General features: G+C 72.3%; 10 protein-coding genes. 4 read left to right on the top strand and 6 right to left on the bottom strand.

What is annotated here, in order from left to right; translation table 11 throughout:
- Nucleotides 1-84 precede the first annotated feature (84 nt).
- Complete coding sequence (locus IEZ31_RS14700) at nt 85-1,593, top strand: GGDEF domain-containing phosphodiesterase (protein WP_190250389.1); 1,509 nt, start codon at nt 85-87, stop codon at nt 1,591-1,593.
- A gap of 71 nt (nt 1,594-1,664) precedes the next feature.
- Here the strand turns inward: IEZ31_RS14700 and IEZ31_RS14705 are convergent, their stop codons facing one another.
- From IEZ31_RS14705 to IEZ31_RS14715, 3 genes are all read right to left on the bottom strand, one after another.
- Nucleotides 1,665-1,856: a CsbD family protein gene (locus tag IEZ31_RS14705; protein ID WP_190250390.1), complete on the bottom strand. Its 192-nt coding sequence runs from the start codon at nt 1,854-1,856 to the stop codon at nt 1,665-1,667.
- A 211-nt stretch (nt 1,857-2,067) separates the two neighbouring features.
- The gene (locus IEZ31_RS14710; protein WP_190250391.1) at nt 2,068-2,763 is read right to left on the bottom strand and encodes a CPBP family intramembrane glutamic endopeptidase; all 696 of its coding nucleotides are present in this window, start codon (nt 2,761-2,763) and stop codon (nt 2,068-2,070) included.
- A gap of 128 nt (nt 2,764-2,891) precedes the next feature.
- A complete protein-coding gene (locus IEZ31_RS14715) occupies nt 2,892-3,275 on the bottom strand; it encodes a hypothetical protein (RefSeq protein ID WP_190250392.1) in 384 nt (127 codons plus the stop codon).
- A 251-nt stretch (nt 3,276-3,526) separates the two neighbouring features.
- Between IEZ31_RS14715 and IEZ31_RS14720 the strand changes: the two genes are divergently transcribed.
- The gene (locus tag IEZ31_RS14720; protein WP_190250393.1) at nt 3,527-4,978 is read left to right on the top strand and encodes an acyltransferase family protein; all 1,452 of its coding nucleotides are present in this window, start codon (nt 3,527-3,529) and stop codon (nt 4,976-4,978) included.
- Here the strand turns inward: IEZ31_RS14720 and IEZ31_RS14725 are convergent.
- Nucleotides 4,908-6,101, bottom strand: coding sequence for a site-2 protease family protein (locus IEZ31_RS14725; RefSeq protein ID WP_190250394.1), 1,194 nt, complete (start codon nt 6,099-6,101; stop codon nt 4,908-4,910). The genes IEZ31_RS14720 and IEZ31_RS14725 overlap by 71 nt on opposite strands.
- A 441-nt stretch (nt 6,102-6,542) precedes the next feature.
- Here IEZ31_RS14725 and IEZ31_RS14730 point away from each other — a divergent pair, with 441 nt between their 5' ends.
- Together IEZ31_RS14730 and IEZ31_RS14735 are read left to right on the top strand one after the other, a co-directional pair.
- Nucleotides 6,543-8,186 (top strand): NRAMP family divalent metal transporter, encoded by a 1,644-nt coding sequence (locus IEZ31_RS14730; RefSeq protein ID WP_190250395.1) that lies wholly within the window; start codon nt 6,543-6,545, stop codon nt 8,184-8,186.
- A gap of 83 nt (nt 8,187-8,269) precedes the next feature.
- Complete coding sequence (locus tag IEZ31_RS14735; RefSeq protein ID WP_190250396.1) at nt 8,270-9,568, top strand: magnesium transporter MgtE N-terminal domain-containing protein; 1,299 nt, start codon at nt 8,270-8,272, stop codon at nt 9,566-9,568.
- A gap of 495 nt (nt 9,569-10,063) precedes the next feature.
- On the opposite strand, the gene IEZ31_RS14740 is transcribed toward IEZ31_RS14735, so the two are convergent.
- Nucleotides 10,064-10,390 carry a CU044_2847 family protein gene (locus tag IEZ31_RS14740; protein ID WP_190250397.1) on the bottom strand — a complete coding sequence of 109 codons (327 nt, stop codon included), beginning with the start codon at nt 10,388-10,390 and terminating at the stop codon, nt 10,064-10,066.
- Nucleotides 10,391-10,435: 45 nt separating this feature from the next.
- Nucleotides 10,436-11,167 carry a hypothetical protein gene (locus IEZ31_RS14745; protein WP_190250398.1) on the bottom strand — a complete coding sequence of 244 codons (732 nt, stop codon included), beginning with the start codon at nt 11,165-11,167 and terminating at the stop codon, nt 10,436-10,438.
- Nucleotides 11,168-11,169: the final 2 nt, after the last annotated feature.

Raw genomic sequence — 11,169 nt, forward strand, 5'->3', positions numbered from 1 at the left:
GACCGGCTGGCGGAGGCGCTGACCGGGACGACGGGCCGGCCGGACATCGGGCAGTGGCTCGGGCGGCAGCTGGTGCGTCACGCGATGACCGACCCGCAGACGCTGGCCGCGAGCCTGCGCGTCCTGCGGTCACGCCTGCTGCAGGACCTCCGGATCGAGGGATCGGGCCCAGCCGCACTGCTGCCGGCCCTGCTCGACGACGTGGTGGCGGGCTTCGTCGCGGCGCTCACCGCACACGTTCGTGACGCGGCGGAGGCCAACGCCCGCGACGAACGAGCGGCATGGCGTGAGCATCAGCAGCAACTGCAGGACCAGGCCCGGTCCAGCCTGCACCACGATCCGATGACCGGCCTGCCGAACCGGATCCGCCTGTTCGGCTACCTGGACCAGGTGCTGGCCGGCAAGCCCGGCTCACGCGTCGCGGTGTGCCAGATCGCCCTGGACCATCCGAGCCCGGGCGGCCGGACGCCGGCCATCGGCGATCAGGACGTGCGGAACGCGGCGGCGCGCCTGCGTGAGATCGCGACCGAACGCGACTACTTCGTCGCTCAGGTCGGCGACGAACAGTTCGTGCTCGTCAGCGAGAATACGACCGGTCCGGACGACGGCATCAAGGCGGCCGAGGTCGCGCTGCGGGCCCTCGCGCAACCGACAGCGGGCCATCGCTGGTCCCCGCTCAGGGTCTGCGTCGGCGTCGTGGAGCAGGCCGCGGAAGGCGCGACGACCGCGGCCCTGCTGCGCGCCGCCAAAACCGCGCTGCACTGGGCGCGAGCGGACTCCTCCGCCAGTTCCTGGGCGCTGTTCGACGCCTCCCGCAGCGACAGCGTCGCACGCCGCCAGCGACTGGTCGACGAACTGCGCGCCGCTCCGGCCACCAGCATGGATGTGCTCTATCAGCCGATCCTGCGGGTGCACGATTCGGCGATCGTCGGCGTGGGCGCAAGCCCGGCCTGGCGCAGTGCCGGCGGTACGACGATCGAGGCACGGGCAATGCTCGACCTGGCCGACGAGGCCGGCATACGTCCGTCGGTCGAGGCGGTCGTCCTGCGGGCGGCCTGCGCGCAGGCGGCCCGCTGGCACGACGGTCCCTTCCCCCTCTTCGTGACCGTCGACCTGAGCTCGGCGCATCTGCGCAAGCCCGGATTCGTCCCGTCGGTCGCGGCGCTGCTCGACGCCTCGGCCCTGCCGCCACGCGGCCTGCACCTCGCCATCGACGACGAGGCCCTGCGCTGCCCGACCGAAGACGTCTCGGCCGCTCTCCAGCAGCTGCACCGGCTGGGCGTGGTCCTCGCCGCGAACATCGTCGGCGCCGGCCAGGCCATGCTGATCGACACACCGGTCCAGACGGTCAATCTCGACCCTGCGCTCACCCGGCATCTGGTGCAGGACGCTGAACACTACCGTTCGGCGACAACGCGCACAGCCTGGCTCATCGACATGCTCCACGACCTCGATTTCACCGTGGCTGCCGCAGACGTGACCAACCTCGGTCAGTACGAGACACTGCACGACCTGGACTGCGACCGGGCCAGCGGCAGCTACCTCGCCCGCCCGGCATCGTCCACCGGCATCGACCGCCTTCTCGGTCGATAGCGGACGGGTGCAGCGCGGTGCCGGTGGCACCGCCCTGCACGCAGTCCGATCCACTGGGTGTTGCCGCCGGGTCAGCTCAGGGCGTCCTTGCCCTTGCGAGCCGCGTCCTTCACCTTGTCCCCGGCCTGCTTGACGTTCGCGGAGCTGCGCTCCGACCGGCCTTCGGCCTGCAGGCGCTCGTCGTCGGTCACGTCGCCGACCTTGTCCTTGGCTGCGCCTTTGGCCTCTTCGGCCTTGTGCTGGACCTTGTCCTGGAAACTCATCAGCGCCTCCCGTGGGTAGGTCGATGGCGCGGATACGGATGGGGCCGACGCCATCGACGGTCGGGTGCCCGCACCGGCCCGGCTGAAACACCCTGCGCCGCGATGCGGGCGCGGTTCCTGATCGGACCGGTGCCGTTCGTCCCCGGTGCGATCGGTCGCCGGGCGACACCGGACCGCGGCGTGGTGGAAGGAGGCGGCCCGTGGTCGCGGCTCAGCGGAGCAGGAGCGGTGCCACCACGATCGCGAGAAAGTCCAGCAGGAAGTGCATCACCACCGGCGCCACGAGACTTCGCCGCCAGACATAGACGGCGGCGAAGACCAGGCCGGTCACAGCCACCGTCAGCACGCCCGCGCTGCCCTCATATCCGTGCCCGACGGAAAAGATCACGGAGGACAACAGCACCGCCAACCAACGGCTGCGAAAGACGCCGGCGATCCGCAGGATCAGATATCCGCGGAAGATCGTCTCCTCGGCGACGGCGACCACCGCGACGAGCACCACGGCGAGGAGGAGCCCACCGCTACCCGGCGTGGGTGTCAGGCCGGTGCCGGACGGCGGTGGCCCGGACAGGCCGGCGTTGCGCAGGGCAAGGTCCAGGGCTTGCGTCCCGACCAGGACCGGAATCGACAGGGCGACCCCCAGAGCGATCTCGCGACCGGCTGCCCGGCCGACCCAGCCGACGGCCGCGACCGGCTGCCGGGCACGAGCGAGCAGCAGCAGGACGAGGGCGACAAGGCTCACGTCGCGCGCGATCGTCGCGCCGGCCAGCAGCGGGAACGACGCGGTGGATTGTCCGGCCGCGAAGAACGACAGCACCAGCGGCGGCACGAGTACCAGCAGGAACACACCCAGCTCCGCCAGTTCCTGCCGGCGGGACAGTACCCCGGCGAATGCCCGATCGTTCATCGCCGCTCCAGTGGTGCGTCCGGCCGAGGAGGGGTGCACGATCAGGTGCGGGCCGGAAACTGGTTGCGCAGGCTCACGCCGCCCCGGGAGGCGACGTGAGCCTGCCTCATGCCGGCGCAGCGGTGGCGCTACATGCCGGAAGGTGATGACGTCGCGCCGGGCGACGGTGCCGCCGGAGCCGACTGCTGCATGCCGGCGTGCTCGTGCAGCCGCACGAACCGCGCGGTGTATGTCTCGCTGGCGCCGGTGCCGCTGGTCGTCCCGGCAACCGCGATGTTCTCGCCGGTCGTCAGGGTGCTGGGCTGCAGCGTGTGCCTGAGTTCGAAGACCCGGACGTTGTTGCTCAGCGTCCACGTCCTGGTCCATCCGTCAGCCGACTGCACGGTGACCGACGACCCCGAGACCGACGTGAGCGTGCCCTGCTGCAGGGCGACGTGCACCTGCCCCTGCTTGGTCTGGACGACGCCCTCGCCGTGCTCGACACCCTTGAGCATGCCCCCGTGGTGTCCCATCGCGCCCGCTGTCGAGCCCGGGCTCGGCGCGGGCGGGCTCGGTTGGGCACTCGCCACCGCCGGTACCCCGGCAGCGACTCCGGCGAGCACGGCGGTGCTGAGCGCAAGTCCAAGTCGATTGCGTAACATGGCCCCTCCTCACCTGGACCAAACCCCCAAATACCACCCGGGCACCGGCGACAAACCACCCGCGGCTCATGATCTTTTCTTCGCGCGGGATCCGGCCCGCCGGTGCGAAATAGGCTTTCCCCGTGCGGGCGCTGCGGCAACGGGCCGAACGGACGCCGCCCTCGCGCGAACGGTACGTGGACCTGCTGCGCGCGGCGGCGATCACGGCGGTGGTGCTCGGCCATTGGCTGATCAGCGTGATCGGCTACGACACGCGCGGGCAGCTGACCGGGTACTCGGCGCTCGGGTCGCTGCCGTGGGCGTACCCGATCACCTGGCTGGCGCAGGTCATGCCGCTGTTCTTCATCGTCGGCGGGTACGCCAACGCCGCGTCGCTGGCCTCGCACCGCCGCCGCGGCGGCGACACGGTCACGTGGCTGCAGGATCGCGGCGGGCGCCTGGTCCGCCCGACCACGACGCTGTTCCTCGTGCTCGCCGCCGGCGCGCTCGTCGCCCGACTGGCCGGGGCCGCCCCCGGCCTCACGCGCCTGGCGGTCTGGACGGCCTCGATCCCGCTGTGGTTCCTGTCCGCGTACCTCGTCGTGATCCTGCTGACCCCGTTCATGTACCGCGTGCATCAACGCTTCGGCTGGCGCGCGCTGCTCGTGCAGACCGTCCTGGTCGCACTCGGCGACCTCGCCCGGCTGTCCGGGATGGCCGCCCTGGGCGCCGGCAACTTCCTGTTCGGCTGGCTGGCGATCCATCAGGTCGGATTCGCGTGGCGGGACGGCCGGCTGCCGAGCCGGCCCCGCGTGTGGGTGCCGCTGCTGGCCGCCGGTCTGGCCGCGCTGGTGCTGCTGACCGTGGTCGGGCCCTACCCGGTCAGCATGATCGACGTGTCCGGGGAGCGGCTGCAGAACGCGTCGCCGCCGTCGCTGGGGCTGCTGGCCGCCACCGTCTTCCAGCTGGGCCTGGTGCTGATGCTGCGCGACCCCGCCGAGCGCTGGCTGCGCCGCTCGCGACCGTGGCAGGCGGTCGTCGCGGTGAACGCGGTCGTGCTCACCGTCTTCCTGTGGCACATGAGCGCGGTACTGCTGCTCGTCGGCGTGCTCAACGCCCTGCATGCGCTGCCGACACCGGCCGTGGCCACCCGCGACTGGTGGCTGTGGCGGGCGCCCTGGCTGATGGCGCTGATGCTGATCCTGGCCGGGCTGGTCGCGGTGTTCGGCCGCATCGAACTGCGCAGCGTGCACCGGCCGGCCCCGTCCGGTCGGCTGCCGTCGTGGCTGGTGCGCGCCATCACCACACCGGCGGTGCGCGCCGGGCTGACCGTCGCCGCCCTGACGGCGGTCGTCGCCGGACTGCTCAGCAACAGCCTGGCCCCCAGGACGGGCGACTACCTCGCCGGGATGCCCGCCGCCGGCCTGCTCGCCTACCTGATCGGCGCGGCCGTGCTCCGCCTGTTGCGGTCGGCGCCCGCGGCGGACGCCGTGCGATGCGAGCGCATCGGCGCCCGGAGGCCCGTCACCGGCCGGGGTCCGCCGGTATCTGGGTTCCCGACGTGGTTTCGGCACTGCCGCCGCGGTCCGGCGTGACGCCCAGCTCGGCCAGCTCGGTGGCGCGGGCCACGTCGCGGTGCGTCACGATCCCGGTCAACCGGCCGTCGATCACGACCGGGGCCAGCCGGTGACCGCCGGACAACAGGGCCGGAGCGGCGTCGACCAGCGCCGTGGCCGGGTCCAGCACGCGCGTGCGGTCGACCGGCACCGACACGACCTCGCCCACGCGTACCGTGCCGCGGTCGGCGGTGGGAACCTTGGCCAGCCGGGTGAGGCTGACCAGGCCGGCCAGTCGTCCGTCCAGGTCCAGGACCGGGAAGATGCGGTGCGGGTGGCGGCGGGCCACGGTGGCGACGAAGTCGGCGACCGACTGGCTCGTGTAGCCGTACACGGCCGGTGTCGTCATGACGTCGCCGACCCGGATCCCGGCCAGCGTTTTGCGCAGCATCACGTCGACGGTTTCCGCACGGGCGGCCATCACGAGGAACCAGCCCAGCACCACCAGCCACAACCCGCTGAAGTTGGCGGTCAGCAGCACCTCGACGAAACCAGCGGCGATCAGCACGCCACCGAGCACCATCCCCACGCGGCCCGCGGCGCGGCGGGCGGCCGCCCGGTCGCCCCGGACCCACCACAGGACGGCGGCAAGCACCCGGCCACCGTCCAGCGGTGCGCCAGGCAGCAGGTTGAACACCCCGAGAATGGCGTTGACGACGGCCAGCCACACCAGCCCGGTCACCGCCAGCGCGCCGCCACCCAGGACGGAGGCAACGGCTGCGCCGGCGGCGAACACCCCGGCCCCGGCCAGGCTCACCAACGGCCCGGCGAGCGCGATCAGCAGGTCGGCGCGCGCGTGCGGAGCCTCGCCGTCCAGCTCGGAGACGCCACCGAGCAGCCACAGCGTGATCGCGCGGACCCGCACCCCGTAGTGCCGGGCGACCAGCGAGTGGGCGAGTTCGTGGGCCAGCAGGGCGGCCAGGAACAGCACCGCCACGACCACCGCCACAACCCAGTACACGACCGGCGCATACCCCCGGGCGCCGCGGGGCAGGATCACGTCTGCCAGCCCCTGCACGAGCAGCAGCATGATCACGAGAACTGACCAGTGCACCCCGACCGGGATGCCAGCGAGCCGGCCCAGCCGTACAGTCTGCCGCATCGCCACCACCGCCTTCCGGCAACACTTCCACCCTGCCCGCATGACCCGCGTCTGGAACCATCAGGTCTCGTCCGGCGGTGCAACGGCACGCCGGGCATCCCGCCGCGGTTGCCGGGCGAGTTCGCAGGCGAGCACAATGATCGGACGGACGTCGTTCGGACCGTTCTTCGGTGAACGTCCGGGTGAGTCCGCTCGACCTGCCGGCGGAGCGTTGCGACGCCCCTCGAACCGGAGGGAGGCGAGAGCAGTGGACCCCGGTCCTAGCGGCTATCGTCCGCTGTCCCATGTTCTTGATCTTCCCTGGTTCGCTCGCGGCATCCGCTGACCGGGCTTTCCGCCCGAGCGCTCTGCGCTTGAGTTCGCCGAGCGAGGTGTGTGACAGCGCGGAAGCGGCCGGTGTGTGCCGCCTCGATCCCGTCTCGGGCGGGAAGGGGGTGCGCGATGGCGGGAACGCGCGCACGCACCGGCGGTGGGCAGACAGTGCTGGACTCGGCGCACGTCGGTGACATCCGGGGTGCGCTGGGCAGCATCGCGGCGCACGACACCGGCGCCCGGCCGGGACTGCCGGCCAAGCTGAAGACCCTGCTGGCGATCGTCGGGCCTGGCCTGATCGTGATGGTGGGCGACAACGACGCGGGGGCGTTCGGCACCTACACCCAGGCCGGACAGAACTACGGCACCCGCCTGCTCTGGACGCTCCTGCTGCTGGTGCCGGTCCTGTACGTCAACCAGGAGATGGTGCTGCGGCTGGGTGCGGTGACCGGCGTGGGGCACGCGCGGCTCATCCTGGAGCGCTACGGGCGGTTCTGGGGTGCCTTCAGCGTGATCGACCTGTTCCTGCTCAATGCGCTGACCATCGTCACCGAGTTCATCGGGATCAGCCTCGGGCTGGGCTATCTCGGCCTGCCCAAGGTCCCCGGGGTGCTGGTCGCCGCCGCGGCGGTGATCGCGGCGGCGAGCACCGGCTCGTTCCCGCGGTTCGAACGGGTCTGCCTGATCCTGGTGGCCGGCTCCCTGGCGCTGATCCCGGTGGTGGTCATGGCCCATCCGCCGCTGGGGCAGGTCGGGCGTGACTTCGTGCTGCCGGGGATGCCGGGCGGTGAACTGTCCACGGTGATGCTGCTGATCATCGCGATCGTCGGCACCACCGTCGCGCCGTGGCAGCTGTTCTTCCAGCAGTCCTACGTGATCGACAAGCGGATCACGCCCCGGTTCATCCGCTACGAGCGGGTCGACCTGTGGATCGGCATCGTCATCGTCGTGGTCGGCGCGGCGGCGATGATGTGCTGTGCCGCCGCGGCGTTCGCCGGCCGTCCCGGGTTCGGACACTTCACCGACGCCGCCGGCGTCGCGGCCGGTCTGGGCCGATACGTCCACGAGGCGGCGGGGATCCTGTTCGCGATCGCGCTCATCGACGCCTCGGTCATCGGCGCGGCGGCGGTCGCCCTGTCCACGTCGTACGCCATCGGCGACGTGCTCGGCCTCAGGCACTCGCTGCACCGCTCGCCGCGGCAGGCCAAGCCCTTCTACGCGCTGTTCGCCGCGCTGCTGCTGGTCTCGGCGATCATCGTGGTCGTTCCCGGCTCCCCGCTCGGGCTGCTCACCGAGGGGGTGCAGACGCTCGCCGGGGTGCTGCTGCCGTCGGCGACGGTGTTCCTGCTGCTGCTGTGCAACGACCGGGCGGTGCTCGGCCCGTGGGTCAACACCCGGGCCACCAACCTGTTCGCCTCGGCCGTCATCGGGGTCCTCGTGCTGCTGTCGATCGTCCTGACCGCGAGCGTCCTCTATCCGCGAATCACGTTCGCGCAGCTGCTGGGCATCCTCGCGGCGGGCGCCCTGCTCGGCCTGATCGGCCTGGTCGCCGCGGTGTGGCCGGTCCCCGGCCGGCGCCGCCGCCCTCGTCGGGACACCGCCCCGGTCGACCGGTCGCAGCGGGCGTCGTGGCGGATGCCGCCGCTGGCGCTGCTCGAACGGCCACGCCTGTCGCCCGGGCGGCGACTGGGCCTGGCGGTGCTGCGCGGCTACCTCGTCATCGCCGCCGCGCTCGTGGTGGTACGGGTGGCGCAGCTCGCCCTCGGACGCTGAGAGGACACTGGAAGCTGGAGCGCCGGGGACGTCCGGCCGACCAGGGCCTGGCCCCGGTGTCCGCCGAGAAAGGGGGCCACGCCGTGAGCCCCGCGGCCACCACGCCGTTCGCCACCGGTCCGGACCAGGCACCCAGGCTGGTGCTGTCCCGGCTGCTGAGGTCCGCCGCGATCGATGCGCGAGGCCAGCGGCTGGGGCGTCTCGTGGACGTCATCGTGCGGCTGCCCGCCGACGGCGGCTATCCGCCGGTCACCGGCCTGGTCGCCGAGCTCGGCCGGCGGCGGGTGTTCGTCCCCGCCGACGTGGTGCACGCCTGGCAGCCCGACCGCGTCGAGCTGGCCAGCGCCCGCGTCGACCTGCGCGCCTTCCAGCGCCGCGAGGGGGAGGTACTGCTGCGCGCCGACGTGCTGGGCCACCGCCTGCTGGACACCACCACCGCCCGGCTGGTCCACGCCCACGACATCGAACTGACCGCCGACCCGGCCCGCGGGTGGGTGCTCTCCGGGGTCGACGTACACCGCCTGCGCTGGCTGCACCGCCCCGGCCACCATCCCGGCCACCCGTTCCGTGACTGGCTCGCGTTCGAGCCGCTCATCGGCCATCAGGCATCACTGCGCGCCCGCCACCCCCTGACCCGGCTCCGCCGCCTCAAACCGGCCGAGCTGGCCGACCTCCTCGAAGACGCCTCCGCGCCGGAGCAACGCGAGATCCTCACCCAGGTCCACGCCGACCCGGAGCTGGAAGCCGACGTCTTCGAGGAGCTCGACGACGACCAGCAGAGCCACCTCCTCGCCGACCGCACCGACCCCGAGGTCGCCGACGTGATCACCCACATGCGCGCCGACGACGCGGCCGACGCGATCGCCGGGCTGCCGCACGATCGCCGCCGACGGGTCCTGGCGCTGCTGCCCGACGAGCACCGGATCACGGTCACGAACCTGCTGAGCTACCACACCGCCACCGCCGGGGGCCTCATGGGAGTGGACATCCTGGCCCTGCCCGAGGACACCACCGCGCAGCAGGCGATCCAGGCCGTCCGCGAGGCCACCACGACCCAGCCCGAAGCCCTCGCCACCGTCTACACCCTCAGTCCCGGCGGGCGCCTGGCCGGCGCGGTCGGGCTGGTCACCCTGCTGCAGGCCGACCCTGCCGCGACCCTGCACACGACCGCCGACCCGGACCCGGTCACCGTCACCGCACACGCCGACCAGATCGAGATCGCCACCCTGATGGCCGACTACAACCTGAGCACCCTGCCCGTCGTCGACGACGACCGCCACCTCATCGGCGTGATCACCATCGACGACGTCCTCGACGAGACCATCCCCGCCAACTGGCGCCACCGCGAACCCGCCCCGCACCACCACGGCAGCGCCCCCTGATCCCACCGTTCAGGTCGGCATCCATCGTTCAGGTCGGCTCGGCCGGAAAGTCCGCACCGCGGGCCAGGCGCTCGCTCGCCCGGATGTCGGCCGTCCTGGTCGAGGTCCGCACGGCCCGATCACCAGCCCGGCGATCCGCGCGTCGCGCAGCGCGAACCGGAAGCGCAGGTCGACCACGCCACCCGGGAAGTCACCTTCCAGATGTTGCACCACCTCGAAGTTCCGGTCGTCCACCCGGTACGCCCCGACGAGCTCGGTCGTGTAGGTGTACTCGCTCGCCGCGCGCGCTGGCCGTCGACGGCCCGATCCACGAGACGTACCTCGTCGGCCCGCGCGACACCGACGATCCGGCCCGCTGGCGCACCGAGATCGGCTGGCCGATCTTCCGCCTCGCCGCGGGCTGACCGCCGGTCCGGCTCCCCGCCGAGCTCGGTGAGGTAACCGGCGCCGCCGACCTCCCGCACGCGCGACCGGGCCACACCGGCGTCGCCGGTGTCAGGGGCCTGTGTCCCGGCCCCACTCGAGCCGCACCACGATGGTCGCCTCGGCGCCGGCCTTCGCCAGGGCGGCGACGAGCGGGCCGGTTTCGGCGGTGAGTTTCAGGCCGAACTCGACACCGACCTTGCTCGGGCTGTCCGGCAGCCCGGCCCGCACCGACTCGACCACCCACTTGCTGACCTTCGCGACCTGGCCCTGCAGGTCCTCCCAGGAGAGCCGGTGCTCCCGGCCCCACGCCACGTCACCTCCGGCCCTGGTCTCCAGTTCGATGTAGAGGGTCTCACCGTCGGGAAGGGCGATCTCGGCAAGATCGGCGTCGGTCATGAAGGACTGCTCCTGTCTCGTGCGGGCGGTCGGGAAGCGGATCGGTCAATCGGACCGCGGACCGGCGAGCAGCCGGACCGCGGCCTGGGTGAGGAGGGTCGCGACGAGCAGACCGAGGAGGCCGAGGCGTCCGGCGGCGGTCGCCAGGCCGTCGAACCGGTCAGCGAGCAGATGCTCGACGTACACCACCATGGTTGCGACGACCGCGACGAGGCCGACGGTGCGCAGCCGCGGGTTCCGGCGCATCACCATGATCGCCAGGAGGAAAGCGATGGGAACCGCGCCCACGAAGGTCTCGGCGCGGGCCTGCCGCAGATCGTCGAACCAGACGCCGAGCCAGTCGACGGGAACCAGATCGGTCAGTCGCGATGCGGCGAACCGCTGCCAGCCGGCCAGCACGCCGTCGACCCGAGGCCCAACCGTCAACCAGGACGGCACCGGCACGAACCGGGTGCACTCCACCGCCGCCGCGGTCAGGAGGATCGCCGGAGGGTTGACCACGCGCCGTACCCGCTGCATTGTCCGCGACAGCGACGGCGAGACCAGCCGAACGATCCGGGACGCGCGACCGAACAGCGCCTCGCGCCGGCGGCGCCGGGCGAACCGCTCGCGCAGCAGCCGCGAACGCTCGACGGCTGCCTCTACGAACGGCTCGCTCGCCTCGGCTGCCCCGGGTTCACCGGCCACCGTCACCGCCGCGATCGAGCAGCCGTCACGGTCGGCACACGCATCGTCGACCGGCGCCTGACATCCCGCGTCGCTCCATGGCAGGATCATAG

The organism is Dactylosporangium sucinum (assembly GCF_014647515.1).
In the GTDB taxonomy this organism is placed as follows: Bacteria; Actinomycetota; Actinomycetes; order Mycobacteriales; family Micromonosporaceae; genus Dactylosporangium; species Dactylosporangium sucinum.

Excerpts from the sequence above, each read along its gene's own strand:
- IEZ31_RS14740 (WP_190250397.1), bottom strand. The coding sequence starts at position 10,390 with ATGACCGACGCCGATCTTGCCGAGATCGCCCTTCCCGACGGTGAGACC.
- IEZ31_RS14715 (WP_190250392.1), bottom strand. The coding sequence starts at position 3,275 with ATGGGACACCACGGGGGCATGCTCAAGGGTGTCGAGCACGGCGAGGGC.
- IEZ31_RS14725 (WP_190250394.1), bottom strand. The coding sequence starts at position 6,101 with ATGCGGCAGACTGTACGGCTGGGCCGGCTCGCTGGCATCCCGGTCGGG.
- IEZ31_RS14730 (WP_190250395.1), top strand. The coding sequence starts at position 6,543 with ATGGCGGGAACGCGCGCACGCACCGGCGGTGGGCAGACAGTGCTGGAC.
- IEZ31_RS14700 (WP_190250389.1), top strand. The coding sequence starts at position 85 with ATGACCGACCCGCAGACGCTGGCCGCGAGCCTGCGCGTCCTGCGGTCA.
- IEZ31_RS14705 (WP_190250390.1), bottom strand. The coding sequence starts at position 1,856 with ATGAGTTTCCAGGACAAGGTCCAGCACAAGGCCGAAGAGGCCAAAGGC.
- IEZ31_RS14745 (WP_190250398.1), bottom strand. The coding sequence starts at position 11,167 with ATGATCCTGCCATGGAGCGACGCGGGATGTCAGGCGCCGGTCGACGAT.
- IEZ31_RS14710 (WP_190250391.1), bottom strand. The coding sequence starts at position 2,763 with ATGAACGATCGGGCATTCGCCGGGGTACTGTCCCGCCGGCAGGAACTG.